The 18,516-nt window shown below is 59.4% G+C and carries 13 protein-coding genes and 1 pseudogene; 6 read left to right on the top strand and 8 right to left on the bottom strand.

Annotation, left to right across the window (positions count from 1 at the left end):
* Positions 1–28 precede the first annotated feature (28 nt).
* Positions 29–1,282, bottom strand: coding sequence for a serine hydroxymethyltransferase (glyA, locus tag ACA060_RS24955; protein ID WP_109634995.1), 1,254 nt, complete (start codon positions 1,280–1,282; stop codon positions 29–31).
* A gap of 238 nt (positions 1,283–1,520) precedes the next feature.
* The gene (locus ACA060_RS24950; protein ID WP_497313817.1) at positions 1,521–5,369 is read right to left on the bottom strand and encodes a bifunctional diguanylate cyclase/phosphodiesterase; all 3,849 of its coding nucleotides are present in this window, start codon (positions 5,367–5,369) and stop codon (positions 1,521–1,523) included.
* A gap of 284 nt (positions 5,370–5,653) precedes the next feature.
* Between ACA060_RS24950 and ettA the strand changes: the two genes are divergently transcribed.
* Positions 5,654–7,318, top strand: coding sequence for an energy-dependent translational throttle protein EttA (gene ettA, locus ACA060_RS24945; protein WP_497313815.1), 1,665 nt, complete (start codon positions 5,654–5,656; stop codon positions 7,316–7,318).
* 166 nt (positions 7,319–7,484) lie between these two features.
* On the opposite strand, the gene ACA060_RS24940 is transcribed toward ettA, so the two are convergent.
* From ACA060_RS24940 to ACA060_RS24925, 4 genes are all read right to left on the bottom strand, one after another.
* Positions 7,485–7,979 (bottom strand): GreA/GreB family elongation factor, encoded by a 495-nt coding sequence (locus tag ACA060_RS24940; protein ID WP_497313813.1) that lies wholly within the window; start codon positions 7,977–7,979, stop codon positions 7,485–7,487.
* Between the two features lie 70 nt (positions 7,980–8,049).
* On the bottom strand, positions 8,050–8,406 hold the full coding sequence (locus ACA060_RS24935; protein WP_497313811.1) for a hypothetical protein: 357 nt from the start codon (positions 8,404–8,406) through the stop codon (positions 8,050–8,052).
* Positions 8,407–8,562: 156 nt separating this feature from the next.
* Entirely contained in the window at positions 8,563–10,416 is a 1,854-nt protein-coding gene (locus ACA060_RS24930) for an Lnb N-terminal periplasmic domain-containing protein (protein WP_497313809.1), read from the bottom strand.
* Between the two features lie 92 nt (positions 10,417–10,508).
* Positions 10,509–10,997 carry a DUF3015 domain-containing protein gene (locus tag ACA060_RS24925; protein WP_010467516.1) on the bottom strand — a complete coding sequence of 163 codons (489 nt, stop codon included), beginning with the start codon at positions 10,995–10,997 and terminating at the stop codon, positions 10,509–10,511.
* A 276-nt stretch (positions 10,998–11,273) separates the two neighbouring features.
* On the opposite strand from ACA060_RS24925, the gene ACA060_RS24920 reads away from it, so the two are divergent.
* Both ACA060_RS24920 and ACA060_RS24915 read left to right on the top strand, forming a co-directional pair.
* Positions 11,274–13,712: a Lon protease family protein gene (locus tag ACA060_RS24920; RefSeq protein WP_109634985.1), complete on the top strand. Its 2,439-nt coding sequence runs from the start codon at positions 11,274–11,276 to the stop codon at positions 13,710–13,712.
* A 317-nt stretch (positions 13,713–14,029) separates the two neighbouring features.
* Positions 14,030–14,369, top strand: a pseudogene (locus ACA060_RS24915) (PA4575 family protein).
* Between the two features lie 6 nt (positions 14,370–14,375).
* Here ACA060_RS24915 and ACA060_RS24910 read toward each other — a convergent pair.
* A complete protein-coding gene (locus ACA060_RS24910) occupies positions 14,376–16,205 on the bottom strand; it encodes a hypothetical protein (RefSeq protein ID WP_497313806.1) in 1,830 nt (609 codons plus the stop codon).
* Positions 16,206–16,364: 159 nt separating this feature from the next.
* Between ACA060_RS24910 and ACA060_RS24905 the strand changes: the two genes are divergently transcribed.
* The 3 genes from ACA060_RS24905 to bamJ all read left to right on the top strand — a co-directional run bounded on the left by ACA060_RS24905 (position 16,365) and on the right by bamJ (position 18,112).
* A complete protein-coding gene (locus ACA060_RS24905) occupies positions 16,365–16,853 on the top strand; it encodes a TIGR00645 family protein (RefSeq protein WP_007943976.1) in 489 nt (162 codons plus the stop codon).
* Positions 16,854–17,061: 208 nt separating this feature from the next.
* On the top strand, positions 17,062–17,373 hold the full coding sequence (locus ACA060_RS24900) for a DUF6482 family protein (RefSeq protein ID WP_497313804.1): 312 nt from the start codon (positions 17,062–17,064) through the stop codon (positions 17,371–17,373).
* A 121-nt stretch (positions 17,374–17,494) separates the two neighbouring features.
* Complete coding sequence (bamJ, locus tag ACA060_RS24895; protein ID WP_497313802.1) at positions 17,495–18,112, top strand: BamJ family beta-barrel-assembly machinery protein; 618 nt, start codon at positions 17,495–17,497, stop codon at positions 18,110–18,112.
* Positions 18,113–18,241: 129 nt separating this feature from the next.
* Here the strand turns inward: bamJ and ACA060_RS24890 are convergent, their stop codons facing one another.
* Positions 18,242–18,499: a PA4570 family protein gene (locus ACA060_RS24890; RefSeq protein ID WP_017340862.1), complete on the bottom strand. Its 258-nt coding sequence runs from the start codon at positions 18,497–18,499 to the stop codon at positions 18,242–18,244.
* Positions 18,500–18,516 lie beyond the last annotated feature (17 nt).

Below are 18,516 nucleotides of genomic sequence, written 5' to 3'. Positions count from 1 at the left end.
TTTTCAGTGCTGCGGTTCAGCGGTGCAATTAAGCGCCGTACACCGGCAGCTTCTTGCAGATGGCCTTGACCTTTTCACGAACGGCGTCGATCACCGCTTCGTTGTTCAGGTCAGCCAGGATGTCGCAGATCCAGCCGGCCAGCTCTTTGCACTCTGCTTCCTTGAAGCCGCGAGTGGTCACAGCCGGAGTGCCGAAGCGCAGGCCGGAAGTGACGAACGGGGAGCGTGGATCGTTTGGTACGGAGTTCTTGTTCACGGTGATGAACGCTTTGCCCAGAGCGGCATCGGCGTCTTTACCGGAGATTTCCTGCTTGATCAGCGACAGCAGGAACAGGTGGTTTTCAGTTCCGCCGGACACCACGTCAAAACCGCGCTCGATGAAGACGCTGGCCATGGCCTGGGCGTTTTTCACCACTTGTTGCTGGTAGGTCTTGAACTCAGGCTGCAGCGCTTCCTTGAAGCAGATCGCTTTGGCGGCGATCACGTGCTCCAGCGGGCCACCCTGGGCGCCCGGGAATACGGCGGAGTTCAGCTTCTTCTCGATGTCGGCGTTGGCGCGAGCCAGGATCAAACCGCCACGTGGACCGCGCAGGGTCTTGTGCGTGGTGGTGGTCACGACGTCAGCGAAAGGAACCGGGTTCGGGTAGACGCCAGCGGCGACCAGACCGGCTACGTGAGCCATGTCGACGAACAGGTAAGCGCCAACCTTGTCAGCGATTTCGCGGAAGCGCGGGAAGTCCAGAATCTGCGAGTAGGCAGAGAAACCGGCCACGATCATTTTCGGCTTGTGCTCAACAGCCAGGCGCTCGACTTCGTCGTAGTCGATCAGGCCATTGGCGTCGATGCCGTACTGAACGGCGTTGTACAGCTTGCCGGAGGAGGAAACGCTGGCACCGTGGGTCAGGTGACCACCGTGGGCCAGGCTCATGCCCAGGATGGTGTCGCCCGCTTGCAGCAGAGCCAGGTAAACGGCGCTGTTGGCTTGGGAACCGGCGTGCGGCTGAACGTTGGCGTAATCAGCGCCGAACAGCTCTTTTGCACGGTCGATGGCCAGTTGCTCAACCACGTCGACGAACTCGCAACCACCGTAGTAGCGCTTGCCCGGGTAGCCTTCGGCGTACTTGTTGGTCAGTACCGAGCCTTGAGCTTCCATCACCGCTGGGCTGGTGTAGTTTTCCGAAGCGATCAGCTCGATGTGTTCTTCCTGGCGCTGAGCTTCTTGCTCCATGGCGGCAAAAAGATCGGCGTCGTACTTGGCAATAGTCAAATCACGGCTGAACATGGCGGTCCTCAAGGATCGGGGCAGAAAAGGGGGGCATTCTAACCCAATGGGTTTTAGATGGCATATGAAAGGACATCATGTCGCAGACAAGTGGGCTTCATGACGGGATCAGCGGTGATCATGCGCCCCAATCGCCAGCAGGCTGGCTCCCACAGTAATCGCGATAGACTGCAAATTCCCTGACCGACATAAATTCTTGTGGGAGCCAGCCTGCTGGCGATGGCCTCTCCACAAAATTTCAGTCGAACATAAACAGCGCATCATTGCTGAACTGCGCCTCGAACCGGCTCGCCGGCATCGGCCGCCCGAACAGATACCCCTGAACCTCATCGCAACCATGCTCACGCAGGAAATCGAGCTGCTCATGGGTTTCCACACCTTCGGCGATCACCGCCAGATTCAGGCTATGAGCCATGGCGATAATCGCGCGGGCAATCTGCGCATCCTGTTCACCCGACGGCAGGCCATCAACGAAGGTGCGGTCGATTTTCAACACGTCGATCGGGAATTGCTTGAGGTAGTTGAGCGATGAATAACCGGTGCCGAAGTCATCGACCGCAATGCTCAGCCCGAGGTTTTTCAGCCCGGCGAGGATCTGCATCGCTTCGCTGACTTCGCGCATCAGGATACTTTCGGTGAGTTCCAGCTCCAGGCACGCCGGCGGCAGGCCGGTTTCCTTGAGGATGGTGGCGATCCGCGTCCCCAGCTGGCCGTCGGAGAACTGCCGGGCCGAGATATTCACCGACACCTTCGGCACCCGCACCTTGGCCTGGTGCCAGGTCTTGAGCTGACGGCAGGCTTCGCTGATCACCCAGTCGCCGACATCCACCACCAGCCCGAGCTCTTCGAGCACCGGAATGAAATCCCCCGGCGGCACCAGGCCACGACGTGGATGGCGCCAGCGCAGCAGCGCTTCGGCGCCGGTCAGGCGTTTGCCGTCGCCGCTGAACTGCGGCTGGTAGTACAGAACGAATTCGTCTTGTTCCAGGGCATGGCGCAAGTCGCTTTCCAGTTCCAGGCGTTCCAGGGCGCTGGCATTCATGTCCGCCTGATAGAACTGGAAGTTGTTCTTGCCGCGTTCCTTGGCGTGGTACATCGCGGTGTCGGCGTTCTTCATCAACTGACTGAGTTCGTTGCCATCCTGCGGACTCAGGGCGATACCGATACTGGCGGTGACGAAGAACTCGCGGCCTTCCAGCACGAACGGTTTCACCAGGCTGGCGAGAATCTGCTCAGCCACATGAATCGCCCGGTTCAAGGCGATTTCACGGTTGACCCGCGGTTGCAGGAGCAAGGTGAATTCATCGCCGCCCATGCGCGCCACGGTGTCGTCGTCATCGACGCAACCGAGCAGACGCGTGGCCATTTCCTTGAGCATGCGGTCGCCGGCGGCGTGGCCGAGGGAATCGTTGATCGGCTTGAAACGGTCGAGGTCGAGGAACATCAGCACCACCCAGGACTTCTGCCGCTCGGCCGATTGCAGCGCGGTGTGCAGACGGTCCTGGAACAGCGTGCGGTTGGGCAGGTGGGTCAGGGCGTCGTAGTAGGCGAGGCGGTGAATCCGCTGCTCGCTGGCCTTGCGCTCACTGATGTCGCTGAAGAAGCACACGTAACTGGCCAGGTCACCTTCATCGTCGAGCACCGCCGTGATGCCGACCCAGGCCGGGTAATGTTCACCATTGCGCCGCTTGAGCCAGACTTCGCCTTCCCAGGTGCTGTTCAGATGCAGTTGCTTGAGCACATAACGCAGATGGGCTTCCTGCTGTTCGTCGACGGTCAGCATGTTCGGCAACTGGTCCAGCACTTGCTCAACGGCATAACCGCTGACACGACTAAACGCTTCGTTGGCCTGGACGATGTAGCCGGCCGGGTCGGTGATCAGGATCGCCGAGGTCGAATGTTCGAATACCGTCGCCGCCATGCGCAGGTCTTTCTCGGCCCGGCGTTGCTGGCTGATGTCGCGACCGACGCCCAGCACGCCTTCGAAGGCGCCGTGTTCGTCCCAGACCAGCACCAACCGCAGTTCGATCGGGATCTTGCGCCCGTCGGCCCGCAGGCAATCGAACAGGAACAGCTGGGTCTGCACCTGACTGCGCAGCAGTGCCAGTTGCTCGGGTTTATCCAGCGCTTTGCTGACCCGGTCCATCAGGCTGTAAATGCCGGTCAGTTGTTGCGGGTTGGCGATGGTCGACTGCCAGCCGTTCTGGAAGATCCACTCGGCGTCGTAGCCCAGTACCGCATGCACCGACGGGCTGACGTAGTTGAGCTTCATCTTGCTGTCGGTGGAGAAAATCACGTCACTGATGCTTTCCGCGAGCATCCGGTAGCGCTGCTCGCTGTCACGCAGGGATTCGCTGGCTTCGATCTGATCGGTGATGTCCTTGGCCACGCCGATGATCCGCGTGACTTGATCGTGTTTGTCCCGCGCCAGTGCCTGTTCGCGAATGTCGAAACGCCGCCACTTGCCATCGCGATGACGGAAGCGCAGCTGGCATTGCAGCAATTGGGTGTAACCCGCGCGGCGCTGAGTCTGGCGCGAGCGGTGGTAGTAATCGGCATCTTCGGGGTGCAGGAGGATTTCCCAGAAATACTCGCCCATCTGGTGCAGTTCGGTTCGGTTGTAACCGAGGGTCTGGCCCAAGTGGTGGTTGCTGAAAATCATCCGCTGGCTGATCACGTCCTGCACGTACAGGTGATCCGGCACGGTGCGCACCACATCGGACCAGAAGCCTTCACGTTCCAGCAGCGACAGCTCGATGAGTTTGCGGCTGGTGATGTCGGTGATGCTCAGGATCACCGCTTTATAGTCGGCGTGATCTTCCGGCAGGCGCAGCACCAGCCACAGGTGCTGGTCACGGCCATTGGCATCCTGGAGTTTGATTTCCAGCTCAAGCTGTCGCTGCTGGTTGAGCACCGTTTCGAGCACTTGATGGCCGATGGCGGTGCCATCCAGCGGGCAGCCGTTAATCAACAGTTTCCAGGCCTGCTCGCAGGAGTTGACGTTCAGCAGTTGCAGTGCGACCTGGTTGACCTCGGTGATGCGCAGTTCCTGGAGCAGTTGCTGGCGTTGCTCCGGTACGTCGAGCCAGGCTTTGAGTTGCTCGCTGTTGTGCAGGTGGGCCTTGTCGAAAAAGGTCTTGAGCCCCGAGACATCAAGTACGCACAGAGCAACGCCAGTGCCTTCGAAAATATCGTGATAGCGCCGGCGACCTTCGTGCAGCTGGCTTTGACGGCGGCGAATGTTCAGCAGCGCGATGAACGGCAGCAGGGAGAAGGCCAGACCCAACAGGCATTTGCCGATGAACGCCGGCAACAGGTGTTCAAGCACTTGCTGGCGATCGAACAGCCCGCGCATTTGCCAGTCGCTGCTGCTTAGGGGAACGGTCAGCACGCTGTTGGCCAGATCGTCCGGGGTCACTGCGCCGGGGTTGACTGAAGGCACCCCTTCATCACGGCTGACAATCTGATGATTGACCCGGTTTTCCACCAGCCACAACGGGCGGATGCCGGCTTCGTTTTGTTTGGTCAGTGACGAGAAAAAGGTCGGTGTCAGGCGCAGGACCCAGTAACCGCGAGTGCTGCCGCTGGCCTGATGCAGCAGCAGGTGCACCACTGAGCCGTCGTCGGCATTGCTGAAATAGTGGGCCTGGGCGCGGCTGCGCCGGACCAGATCGCTCAGATAATCGGCGTCCTGGCTATCGGCGGCGCTGTCGCCAAGGACTTTGCCGGACGGGCTGAGCAACGCCAGGCTGCGCAGTTCAGGCAGCGATTGCTGCAGCTTGCGCAGCAACGCCTGCTGTTCGTCGGCACTTTGCGGTTGTTCGACGATCGGTAGCAGGTTCAGCGCGATCTGGGCATTGAGCGCCATGTTAAGGCTGACTTGCGCGGCCAGGTCGGCGGTGTAGTCGATGGTGTATTGGCGCTGATGTTTCTGGGTTTCGCGAAGCTGATCCAGCAACTGCCAGAACAGCAGTGCGAGCAGCAACAGCACGAGCGTTGCCAGCGCACCCTTCAAGGATCCGCGCAGGGGCGAGCCGGTCGCAGGATGGGGTGCGCTCACGGACGAAGGCGGAGAGACATTAGACAAACTGTAATCCTGCGGTTTGGCTGGACTGGCGCGACGTGCACTATAAGCCGGACGCCCGAAGGGCGGCTAGCATGCCTTGAGTTGTGGCTAAGTGCCAGCCCCTCCCGGCTGGACTGCCATCTGTCATTAAGGTAGCTTTGCGGGTTACGTGGGGGCGTTCCAGCTCCTAGAATCAGACTTTTTCAGCGCGCACGCAGGGTCTTTACCAAGCGGACGACGCGCACAGTCTGGCCGGGCTTCGCCTGCGCTCCAATCATTCATCTGTCACTGACCCAAGGTTCTCCATGGCTCAATACGTCTTCACCATGCATCGGCTGGGCAAAGTTGTTCCGCCGAAGCGGGAAATCCTGAAAAACATTTCTCTGTCGTTCTTCCCTGGCGCCAAGATCGGTGTGCTCGGTCTCAACGGTTCGGGTAAGTCCACGCTGTTGAAAATCATGGCGGGCGTCGACACCGAGTTCGAGGGCGAAGCTCGTCCGATGCCGGAGCTGAACATCGGCTACCTGCCACAGGAACCGATCCTGGACCCGACCAAGACCGTGCGTGAAGTGGTCGAGGAAGCGGTCAGCGTGATCAAGAACGCCCAGGCGCGCCTGGACGAGGTCTACGCCGCTTACGCCGATGAAGATGCCGACTTCGACAAACTGGCCGCCGAACAGGCCAAGCTCGAAGCCATCCTGCAAGCCAGCGACGGCCACAACCTGGATCGCCAACTGGAAGTAGCCGCCGATGCGCTGCGCCTGCCAGCCTGGGATGCCAAGGTCGAATTCCTGTCCGGTGGTGAAAAGCGTCGTGTGGCCCTGTGCCGCCTGCTGCTGTCCGCCCCCGACATGCTGCTGCTCGACGAACCCACCAACCACCTGGACGCCGATTCCGTCGCCTGGCTGGAGCACTTCCTGCACGATTTCCCGGGCACCGTGGTCGCGATCACGCACGACCGTTACTTCCTGGACAACGTTGCCGGCTGGATCCTCGAGCTCGACCGCGGCGCCGGTATCCCGTACGAGGGCAACTATTCGGGTTGGCTCGAAGCCAAGTCCGACCGTCTGGCTGCCGAATCCAAGCAGCAGTCGGCCCACGAAAAAGCCATGAAGGAAGAACTGGAGTGGGTGCGCAAAGGCGCCAAGGCCCGCCAGTCCAAATCCAAGGCTCGTCTGCAACGCTTTGAAGAAATGCAATCGCAGGAATTCCAGAAGCGCAGCGAAACCAACGAGATCTACATCCCGGCCGGTCCGCGCCTGGGTGACAAGGTCATCGAGTTCAAGAACGTTTCCAAGGGCTATGGCGATCGCGTGTTGATCGACAACCTGTCGTTCTCCATGCCAAAAGGCGCCATCGTAGGCGTGATCGGTGGTAACGGCGCCGGTAAATCGACCCTGTTCCGCATGCTGATGGGCAAGGAACAACCGGATTCGGGCAGCATCGAAGTCGGCGAAACCGTGCAACTGGCGTGTGTCGATCAGAGCCGCGACGACCTGGACGGCAGCAAGACTGTGTTCCAGCAAATCTCCGACGGTTCCGATCAGATCCGCATCGGCAACTACGAGATCCCGTCGCGCACCTACGTCGGCCGCTTCAACTTCAAGGGCGGCGACCAGCAGAAGTTCGTCAAGGATCTGTCCGGTGGTGAGCGCGGTCGCTTGCACCTGGCCCTGACCCTGAAAGAGGGCGGCAACGTCCTGCTGCTCGACGAACCGTCCAACGACCTCGACGTTGAAACCCTGCGTTCCCTGGAAGAAGCCCTGCTGGACTTCCCGGGCGCCGCCATTGTGATCTCTCACGATCGGTGGTTCCTTGACCGCGTCGCGACCCACATCCTGGCGTACGAAGACGACTCGCAAGCCGTGTTCTTCGAAGGCAACTACACCGAGTACGAAGCCGATCGCAAGAAACGCCTCGGCGAAGCTGCATCCCAGCCGCATCGTGTACGGCACAAGAAACTGGCCTGATATCGGGTGGGTTGCATGTAAAAACGGAGCCTTCGGGGCTCCGTTTTTTATGGGCTTAAGTTACACCGTGGTGCGGCCATCGCCAGCAGGCTGGCTCCCACAGGGGGTATGAGAGCGACACAAATCCACTGTGGGAGCTAGCCTGCTAGCGATGGCGTCCTGAAGATCACCCGATTTCTATGCACAACACCTCAATCACCAAATCCCCCACCGGCCGCTTCCACACCACTTCATCCCCAACCTGCGCGCCCAGCAACGCCCGCCCCAGTGGCGAGCCCCAGTTGATCAGCCCGCTCGCAGCCTCCGCCTGATCCTCACCCACCAACTGCACACGCTGTTCGTTGCCGTGCTCATCGGCAAAGGTCACCCACGCGCCGATCTGCACTTTGTCGGTCGAAGAGGCCGGTACAACCAGCTGAGCGCTTTGCAGGCGTTGATTGAAGTACCGCCAGTCACGCTCAAGGTCGGCCTGGCGCTGTTTGTCCGCCAGTTCACCCTTCGCATTCTGTTCATTGATCAGGTTTTGCACCTCGGCGACTTTCACCTGAAGCTGCGCAAGCCCGGCGGGCGTGACGTAATTGGGCTGCGCGCTGACCTGCCGTTCGACTGGCTGATCGGCTTGCGCGGCGACGTTATCTTCATTGACGAAGGCGCGACTCATGGTTTTCTCCCGTTATAGGGTTTGGGCCATGGTTGCAGGCTATTAGTTTCGACGGATGTCTGTCAGCGACTCATTGCGAGCGATAGGCACGGGCGGCGTCCTGGTCCTTCTGTTGCCGCCAGGCCTTGTCCCGGTCATCCCAATGGTGGCTGCGATAGTCTTCGCGATCCTCGCTTTCGCGCATGGCCTGACACTGGCGAAAGCCGTCGCTCCAGCCTTCGGCGTATTGCTTGTCTTTGAGGTAACGCGGCACGTTCTTGCGAAATTCCCCGGTGATTGCCCCGGCGGCTTGCCGGCCACTGCTGCAACCGTCATCGAAACCATCGGCGAACGCCGGTGGGTAACCCTTGGCGATCAAATCCTCGTGGGTGGTCTGGCAACCCGCGATCAACATCAACATCCCCAACACACCTGCGCAACGCCACATCTCGGACTCCCGGGCCGTTAGACGGCCAATGGGTGAAGTCTACGAGTGAAATTGTCAGGCGATCGTGAAAGGCGTGTGATCAATCTGTTGACCACCACAAATCCCCTGTGGGAGCGAGCAGGCTCGCTCCCACATTGGTTTTGCAGTGGATTCGGGTCAGTAGTGATACCACTTCACCTCAAGCATCACTTCGTTCTCCGGTGAGGCGAGGTGGCTGAATTCGCGCTGGGCGCTCAGGCGCAGGCCCAGGTTGCGCGACAATTCCCACTGCTGGTTCAGACTCACGCTGCGGCGCACTTCGCCATTGGTGAAGAAATCGCCCTTGGCTTCCAGGCTGAAGTTACCCAGCGGGTTTTTCCACAGCAGGCCGCTATTGAAGCCTGCGGCTGGCGCGATAAAGCCTGCGAAGTCGTTGTTGTGCTCGACGCGCACGGTGCCCAGTGCAAAGCCGAGCATGTCTTCGCCCAGTTGCCAAGTACCGCCGCCGCCGCCGTTGACGTGGCTGACCAACGTTTCATCGTCATGCTTGCCCGGCACGCGCTCCAGACCGCCGGTGACTTGCCACGAGAGCGGCTGCAACAGCTCATTGCGCGGCGTCAGCGAGCGGATGGTCGCCAGGTCCAATTGCTGGAACTGCCACTCATTGCCTTCGTACTGACGCAGTTTCATCTGCAGGATTTCGATCTGCGCACCCAGCGGGAAGCTCTCGGCGTTATCGTTGAGATCGTGATAAGCCATGCGCAGGCCATATTCGCCGAAGGCCTTGTCGCCCCGAGTGCCGATTCCGGCTTGCCAGGTGCGGGATTCGTGGCCGTCCTCGGGCAGGCCGGGCCGTGGGATGTCCAGCTCCGGCGCCGGGTTCTGGTTGATCGCCCGCAGCAATTCGAAACTGCGCTGCGCCCGCTCTGGATCGCGCTCCTGACCGTTGGCGCGGTAGCGTTCGAGTCGGTAAGCCGCATCGATGATCAGCGCCTGACGCGCGCGGGGCTGGGCCTTGAAGGCCGGCGTCTGCAAAAGCTTCTGGTCGGCGCTGACCTTCAGCACCCACTCCTGTTCTTCGTCAGTCAACGGCTCGGCGCGGCTCAGCAGTTCCCGTTCACGAGACGGACGATACTGAATGGATTCCACCAGCCCGGCTTCTTTCACCGCTTTGACGGTGTCAGTTGGAATTGCAGTCAGCGGGAACTGTTCGGTCAGGCGCAGGCTCGGCCGCGCCACTTGCAGCAGCTCAAGCAGGCGATAGGAGCAGTTTTCGTCGAAGAAGAAATAGTCGAACTGGATCTGCTTCAACTCCCAGACGTGCTCGACCATGCGCTCGGTTTCGGCCTGCGTCAGGTTCAGCCGGTATTCCCACAGGTCCCGGTTCTCGAGGCTGCGGTATTCCGAGAGTTTTTCCTGATACGGCACCAGCGCAAACAGCCCTGGATAGCCGCCCATCAAGCCTTTCCAGGCGTAGAGGATGCTGTTGTCCGAGCCTTCGATGTAGGCGCCGAAGTTGATCGCGTAACTGAGCAGAGCGGTGTGATCGCTCTGAACGTCAGCCTGGTCGATACGCAGCAAGGTATGGCCAAACATCGACGACGGACTGTTCAGGTAAGCCGCCGGGAAAATCATCACCGCGCTGTGGGGCGAGACATCCTTGAACCATTGCTTGAATTCGCTGCATTCGAGGGGCGGTAGATCGGTCAGGTTGAGCTGCGCTTTCAACCAACGGGTGCGGGCCGGATAGACGCATTGCGCATGCTTTTCGCCCGCACTGGCCGGTGCATACAACGCCTGCACGGTGGCTGCCAGTTCGCGGTCGGGGTGTTCGTTACCGTCGGGTGCGAGAAAGAACTTCTTGTCGCTGACATAGCTGCGCCAGCCGCCCAGCTTGGCGGTTTCGTAGTGGCCCAGGGAAATCCAGAAGGGGTCGTTGGCCAGTTGCTGCAAACGTTGATTGTCGATAGGTGGCGCGGCGGACAGCGGGGCGCAGACACAGAGCGCCAGCCAGGCAAGGCGTTTGAGCATAGTGGGCAACTTAAGTCGAAAGAAACAAAGACCAAAAAGGGCCAGGTCCAAAAAATAAAACCCGCTCCCCGAAAGGAGCGGGCGGGTCGAGCTTAAGCTTGAGTCGCGTACTTGGCCAGACGTGGATCGTTCTTCAGAACGGCCAGGGTGTTGGTATGCACGTCGTCAGCGGTCACGTCAGCCTTGCTGAAGATCTGCTGGAAGTGCTGGTGAGTCACAGCGGCGAAATGCGCACGGTCTTCCGGCGCCACGCCCAGTACCACAGCGTAGGTAGTCAGCGCTTCGCCGTTACCTTTGGCCATGTCTTCGGACAGCTCGTTCATCATGCCATTCATGGCAAACCAGGATTTGCCGCCATAAGTCAGCGACGCATTAGTCGAGCAACCGTTGGTACCAGAAGTCATACCGAACGTTGCGTTACCGGAAGTGCCGTTGGTGGTGGATGCCAGGAAGTGAGCCGGGGTGCCACGCTGACCTTCGAACAGCATGTTGCCCCAACCGCAATCCGGGCCGCCTGGCGCTTGCGCCATGGCGTTGATGGATACAGCGGTGAAGAGAGTACCGAGAAGAATCCGTTTCATAGCTTTGTTCTCTTTATGTGCATACCAATGGACAAGGGGTCTGGCCCAATCCGGCGCCAGTGGGCCAGTTATTAATCCAGCCGCGCAGTTTGGAGTTTAGGCACGTTCCCGGGGTTCCGTGATTTTTTGCGAAACATTCGTTGAAATCGTTGATTTGCGCCCGGCCGGACTGGAGATGACGGTTTGACTATGCTTTGGCTGGAGGTGCGCCTTGCAAGTGAGGTATGGGCAGCGCCAGAATGCCGCTATCTGCCCCGCCTGATGTAAGGAAGCCCGATGCCTGATCCTGTTGCTGCCAGCTTGCGTCTAGCGCCTGAAGCGCTGACCCGTCCGTTTTCCGCTGAACAGTTCAGCTTCTCTACCACCAATGATCTGGAGCCCTTCCGCGGTGTGCTTGGCCAGGAACGTGCTGTCGAAGCCTTGCAGTTCGGCGTGGCCATGCCACGCCCCGGTTACAACGTATTCGTCATGGGTGAGCCCGGCACCGGCCGGTTTTCGTTCGTCAAACGCTACCTGAAAGCCGAAGGCAAACGCCTGCAGACCCCGGCAGACTGGGTCTACGTCAACAATTTCGATGAGCCTCGCGAACCTCGTGCGCTAGAATTGCCGTCGGGCACCGCCGGCGCCTTCATCGGTGACATCAACGGTTTGATCGACAACCTGCTGGCAACCTTTCCGGCTGTCTTCGAGCATCCGTCCTACCAGCAGAAAAAAAGCGCCATCGACCGCGCCTTCAACCAGCGCTACGACAAGGCGCTGGACGTGATCGAGCGCCTGGCGCTGGAGAAGGAAGTCGCGCTGTACCGCGACGCCAGCAACATCGCGTTCACGCCGATGAGCGAAGGCAAAGCCCTGGACGAAGCGGAATTCGCCCAGTTGCCGGAAGCCGATCGTGAGCGTTTCCACGACGATATTTCCGGTCTGGAGGAGCGACTGAACGAAGAGCTCGCCAGCCTGCCGCAATGGAAGCGCGAGTCGAGCAATCAACTGCGCCACCTCAACGAAGAAACCATCACCCTGGCCTTGCAGCCGTTGCTGTCGCCGTTGTCGGAGAAATACGCCGAGAACGCGGCCGTGTGTGGTTACCTGCAAGCCATGCAGGTCTATCTGCTCAAGACGGTGGTCGAGCAACTGGTGGACGACAGCAAGACCGACGCAATCGCCCGCAAGCTGCTGGAAGAACAATACGCTCCGAGCCTGGTGGTCGGTCATTCGTCCAGCGGCGGTGCGCCGGTGGTCTTCGAGCCGCACCCGACTTACGAAAACCTGTTTGGCCGCATTGAATACAGCACCGATCAGGGCGCGCTCTACACCACGTATCGGCAGCTGCGGCCGGGTGCGCTGCACCGGGCCAACGGCGGTTTCCTGATCCTTGAGGCGGAAAAAATGCTCAGCGAGCCGTTCGTGTGGGATGCGCTCAAGCGCGCCCTGCAATCGCGCAAACTGAAAATGGAATCGCCGCTCGGTGAACTGGGCCGTCTGGCCACGGTGACCCTGACGCCGCAACATATTCCGTTGCAGGTCAAAGTCGTCATCATCGGTGCGCGTCAGCTGTATTACACGCTGCAAGATCTCGATCCGGACTTCCAGGAGATGTTCCGCGTCCTGGTGGACTTCGACGAAGACATCCCGATGGTCGACGAGAGCCTGGAGCAGTTCGCCCAATTGCTCAAAACCCGTACCTCGGAAGAAGGCATGGCACCGCTGACCGCCGATGCCGTGGCGCGACTGGCGACGTACAGCGCGCGTCTGGCCGAACACCAGGGGCGTTTGTCGGCGCGTATCGGTGATCTGTTCCAGCTGGTCAGCGAGGCGGATTTCATCCGTCACCTGGCGGGTGACGAGATGACCGATGCCGGGCATATCGAACGGGCGCTCAAGGCCAAGGCCACGCGTACCGGGCGGGTCTCGGCGCGGATTCTCGATGACATGCTGGCCGGGATCATCCTGATCGACACGGACGGCGCCGCCGTCGGTAAGTGCAACGGACTGACCGTGCTGGAAGTCGGCGACTCGGCGTTCGGTGTGCCGGCGCGGATTTCCGCCACGGTCTACCCGGGCGGCAGCGGCATCGTCGACATCGAGCGTGAGGTCAACCTCGGGCAGCCAATTCACTCCAAGGGCGTGATGATCCTCACCGGGTATCTGGGCAGCCGTTACGCTCAAGAATTCCCGCTGGCGATTTCCGCGAGTATCGCGCTGGAGCAGTCCTACGGTTATGTCGATGGCGACAGTGCGTCGCTGGGCGAGGCGTGTACGCTGATCTCGGCGCTGTCGAAGACGCCGCTCAAGCAGTGCTTCGCGATTACCGGCTCGATCAACCAGTTCGGTGAAGTGCAGGCGGTGGGCGGGGTCAACGAGAAGATCGAAGGTTTCTTCCGGCTCTGCGAGGCCCGCGGGTTGACCGGTGAGCAGGGGGCGATCATTCCGCAGGCCAACGTGGCCACGCTGATGCTCGACGAGAAGGTGTTGTCGGCGGTGCGTGCGGGGCAGTTCCATGTCTACGCCGTGCGCCAGGCTGACGAGGCGTTGAGCTTGTTGGTCGGCGAACCGGCCGGTGCGCCGGATGCCGATGGCCAGTTCCCTGAAGGCAGCGTCAACGCGCGGGTGGTGGAACGCTTGCGGGTGATCGCGGAAATGATCAGCGAAGAAGACCTCAAGGAAGCCGAGAAGGAAGCGGCGCTGGAAGCATTGGTCGAAGCAAAACCGGCCTGACGCCAACCTGAGGTCACCCTCAACCCACTGTGGGAGCGAGCCTGCTCGCGATAGCGGTGTATCAGTCACATCATTGTTGACTGATACTCCCTCATCGCGAGCAGGCTCGCTCCCACATTTGTTTGTGTGAAGCACAAGAAAGTGCCATCACTCTGGCGTCAATATTCACACAATGACCATTCGGCGCCTTCTGGTTCTACCTGACGTGCTAGTCAGACTTTTCTTCTATTCTCAGCTCAAGGATATCGACAGTAATCACTGGATCGAGACAGCCTTCTCGTGGGGGCTGAATACCGGATCTACCGAGGGTCGCCGCCATGTCGCGCAACCTCTGCCTCACCCGTCAATGTTTGGGCCTTGTGACCCGTATCGAGTGTGCCATCCGCCCGTTGGCGGGGGATACGGGCATGTGGACCTTGCTTTTTGCCGCCGGAATGGCCGGCGAACAACCTTCCGCCATCAAGGCACAGGGCCCGTTCCATGGGCCTTTCGTGGCTGAATCCATCCTCGACACGATTGTTGAAAGCCTGACGCTGCATGGCTACGAGCTGGCCGATGACCCACAGATCTGGTGCCTGCACCTGCAAGCCCAACTGCGGGAAATCAACGGCGGCCGTTGCCGCAACCTCGGCGGCTGATTTTCGACCCGGGCACTGATTCCGCCTATTGATCCAGGTGAGACAGATCAGCCTTGGCCAGTTTGACCTCGAAACCATACTGGACCGTGGTGAGATCGGTTCGCTGATAACTTTCCAGACGCGTTGGCTGGCCATAGAAGTAATGCACGGCAAATAACGCCGGGCCTTCTGCGCTCGCGTCGTGTGTGACGGAAAGAATTTCCTTCAGATAGTTTCCGGAGCCGTCCTTGGCGAAAAATCGCCAGTCCTGGGCAGGAAACAGCTTCAAATCAACCACCAGCGCATTGCCTTTGAGTTCCAGGCCCTTGGGTAGCGCAGGGGCGTCGAACGTTTGTTTGGCCACTGTCGCCAGGAACAGCGGCATGGAGCCCACTGCATAGGCCGGTGTTTCCGGAAACAGGTTCAGGTCATAGGTGATGGCGCCACTTAGCGGGTCGACCTCATAAGCCTCTTGTGGCAGCTCGATCGGCTCATCGCGTTTGCCGCTGCCATCCTCCGTAAAGAACGTGACCGGGCTATTGCCAGCGCTGAACGATGTGCCGAGCAGCTCATCATTGAAGCTTTTGGGGTGATCGAACTCGATGCGTGCGGCGCTGGGGTCCTCCACCGATTGGCTGACGATGATGCGTTTCTTCAATTGTTCCTCGCTCAATGTCGCGCCCTTGAGCCAGTTCGGGGCCTGATCGTCATACACCACCACCGGCAAGGTCAGTGGCTGGACGGTTTTTTCCGTGGTATGCGAATCGAAGCGGCGCACCGGCAAATTCAGGTCCTTGCGGGTCACCGTGGCAGCCGAGAAATCCAGCACGCTGACTTCGACGGTTTCGACCGGTCCGTTGAAATACACTTTGCTGTAATGATTCTTCTGCTGTGCCTCGAAGGTGCGCTGTTCGTCATCGATCTGTTGTTCGAACGTCTCGCTCCAGGCCTTCTGCTGCTGAATTTTCGCCAGTTGTTTTTGATAGAAGGCAATTTGCGCGGCAGTTTCGTTGATCGAACCCGAACGCGAGAGGAATTGCCCTGTGGTGTCTTTGGCCTGCACGATCAATGGATTCAACGGTGTTTCGCTGACTTCGGGTGCCAGTGGCGCGCTGTTGTTGAATTCGATTTCGGCGTAGTTGTTGCCCAGTTTCAGCAAGGTGACGCTGAGGTTGTCGTTGGTGCGGGTCTGGCCGACGTCTTTTTTACTCAGGTCGAAGGTGTAGAGCCTGCGCGGCGCGATGACTTCGACCTTGCCTTGCAGGCTTACTGGCTGGGGCTGGTGCTTGTTGTCGACGTCCAGGCCATCGATGAAGGGATAAGTCACCGTCAGATCATCCGGGTTAGTCACGTTGGAACTCGACGGACTCAGCTGAATGCCGGGATCGGTTTCCGACCATTCCGGCTGGAACGCGATGACGCGCTTGTTGCTCAGGGTCACCGATTGCCATTCCAGGCCATGGGGAAAGAGAAACGCGGCCGGAATATTGAAGTTGAACGGGAACACCGGTTGCAGATCGGTCAGGTAGTCGGAGCTGGAATCCTTGTGCAGCACGAACAGACCGTTGATGTAGGTATCGACGAGCGCCTGAGGCGTGGGGTAGTGCTTGAGCACGGCGAGGGCGTCTTCGCCGTATTCGGTTTCAACGGGTTTGCTGTCCAGCTTGAGTTGAGCGCGCTCAAGCAACAGCAGCGAACCACCGAGTTCGGCAGCGGCATCCTTGAGCTTCGGATCCTCAATCGCATCCAGAGACTTCTCGAACTGCGCGGTCTTTTCCTCGAGGCTGGTCTGGCGCTTCTCGTCGCTGGGTGAGCAGCCGCTCAGCAGCAGCGCCAGGCAAAAACCGGCACTCGTTATTGGCAATCGCAGATCCATTTCCAGTCTTCCTGTCCGATGTCGCTGAGCTGTCAATAGTCTGGACACTAGCAGAAAAACTTTGTGACACACGCGCAGGTTGCGGATTTCCCGACGGTTTCTGGCTGTAACGGGGGACTGTTATACTCGCGGCCATTTCCAGCCCACGTGTGAGATTCAATGGAACGCTTTATCGAAAATGCAATGTACGCCTCCCGCTGGCTGCTGGCGCCGATCTACTTCGGTCTGTCCCTCGGGCTACTGGCGCTGGCGCTGAAATTCTTCCAGGAAGTTTTCCACGTCATCCCTAACGTATTCTCGATGGCCGAGTCGGACCTGATTCTGGTGCTGCTGTCGCTGATCGACATGGCGCTGGTGGGCGGTTTGCTGGTGATGGTGATGATTTCCGGTTACGAGAACTTCGTTTCCCAACTGGACATCGACGACAGCAAGGAAAAACTCAACTGGCTGGGCACCATGGATTCGTCTTCGCTGAAGATGAAAGTGGCCGCCTCCATTGTGGCGATCTCGTCGATCCACCTGCTGCGGATCTTCATGGACGCCAAGAACGTCGATCCCGAGCATTTGAAGTGGTACGTGATCATTCACATGACGTTCGTGGTGTCGGCGTTTGCCATGGGCTACCTGGACAAACTCACCAAGCACTGATTCACACGGCCCTTGTAGGAGCGAGGCTTGCCCGCGAAGGGGTCGTGTCAGTCGATATAGATGTTGCCTGTCACACCGCCTTCGCGGGCAAGCCTCGCTCCTACAGTCAGACGCAAACAGACGGGCGGTGGCGTTCGTGGCTTGTGCTTTGAGGCATCAAGGCATATGCCTGTAAGTGTCTTTGCTCGACACTGTAAGAGGTGCCTTCATGAACTTCGTTGAGTTGCGTGCGTATGCCATCGCCGGGAAAATCGATGAGCTGAATCTGATCTCTATGGAAGGCGGAATCTACCTGCTGGAAGCGCGCATGCATGGTGCGGCGTATCCCTTGAGTGATGCCCACGACCAGATGGTTCACCTACGCTCGGTCGAGCATGCGCGTCAAATGCTGCATGCCTTTCCCTCCTTGTCATTCAACCTTGTCCACACGTCCGTTCATGATGAGATGTGCGGGATGAGTTCCGGTGCAGAGGAAAGCCTGAAAGTACCGATTGCCTTCCGTTCTGCCTGGCACCACTGACAGCGCTCATCAACGCAACGGCATCTGTGCTAGTCTGCTGGCCCTTTTGGTTCCGGGCGCTCCGGGACGCGCTGTGCACGCACGGCAAGTTCCAGGGCCGTCCGCACAGCGGAGCAGTGTCATGTCCGAAGTAAATCTGTCCACCGACGAAACCCGCGTCAGCTACGGTATTGGCCGTCAGCTGGGCGATCAACTGCGCGACAACCCGCCACCGGGCGTTAGCCTGGACGCGATCCTGGCAGGTCTGACCGACGCTTTCGCCGGTAAGGAAAGCCGTGTGGGTCAGGAAGAAATGTCCGCGAGCTTCAAGGTCATTCGCGAAATCATGCAAGCTGAAGCAGCTGCCAAAGCTGAAGCGGCTGCTGGCGAAGGCCTGGCTTTCCTGGCTGAAAACGCCAAGCGTAATGGCATCACCACCCTGGCTTCCGGCCTGCAATTCGAAGTGCTGACTCAAGGTGAAGGCGCCAAGCCCACCCGTGAAGATCAAGTGCGCACCCACTACCACGGCACCCTGATCGACGGCACTGTGTTCGACAGCTCCTATGATCGTGGTCAGCCTGCAGAATTCCCGGTTGGCGGTGTGATCGCTGGCTGGACCGAAGCCCTGCAACTGATGAATGCCGGCAGCAAATGGCGTCTGTACGTGCCGAGCGAACTGGCTTACGGCGCTCAAGGCGTTGGCAGCATTCCGCCGCACAGCGTACTGGTATTCGACGTCGAACTGCTCGACGTTCTGTAATACCTGGCCCGATATCACGTCGGGCTAATGTGGGAGCTAGCCTGCTGGCGATAGGAGCGACCGGGTTTCTTCAAGACCGCGTTGATACCATCGCCAGCAGGCTAGCTCCCACAGTTTTTACGGCGCTATTCATACTTCAAGCTTGTTATGCAACTCACTGGTCGGGCGCAACGCCCGGGCATAGCAGAACAGAAACAGATTGCGCACCAGTTCCTTGAGCACCACCGGCTCGCTGGAACTCAAGCCATTGACGTCCAGGTCTCCCTGATCCTGCAGCTCGTTCAAGGCTTCTTCTTCAAGCACTGCACAGACTTCCCCTGTTTCCCGATGCAGGATCCTGAGGTATGGGTGTGGGCGGTCCAGCCAGGCATCGATCAAATAAGTCATGGGTCTCATCTCCATTG

The organism is Pseudomonas sp. LBUM1671 (assembly GCF_059695685.1).
Note: the sequence above shows the minus strand (reverse complement) of the source record. Positions and strands in the feature narration are given on the sequence as shown.